Origin of the sequence: Streptomyces sp. SID3212 (assembly GCF_009865405.1) — a bacterium.
GTDB lineage: Bacteria > Actinomycetota > Actinomycetes > Streptomycetales > Streptomycetaceae > Streptomyces.
The window spans coordinates 1-253 of record NZ_WWJY01001234.1 but is presented as its reverse complement, the minus strand read 5'-3'; the positions used below and the strand labels follow the sequence as shown (position 1 = coordinate 253).

Genomic DNA, 253 nt, shown 5'->3' with positions numbered 1-253 from the left:
ACGGTCTCGTACGCCGCGCAGTGCGCCGCGTCCCCGGGCGTGAGCCCGGCGGAGCGTGCGGTGACGCCCAGGACGACGGGCTGGTGGGCGCCGCGCGGCCGGGCGGCGGCGAGCGCGTCGAGTTCTCCTCCCGGCCAGGTGGCGCGGGCCGCGCGCATCAGCTGGCGGCCGAGTCTGCGGGCGGTGGCGCGCAGGGCGGGTGAGGGGGTACGGGCGTCCGCCGCCTCGTCCAGGCCGAGCGGGTCGAGGCCCC

At 81.0% G+C, this 253-nt stretch carries 1 protein-coding gene; it reads right to left on the bottom strand.

All coding sequences use genetic code 11. From position 1 onward, the window contains the following. The coding region (locus GT042_RS36510) for an urease accessory UreF family protein (RefSeq protein ID WP_272925811.1) at positions 1–253 on the bottom strand (253 nt) is incomplete at both ends.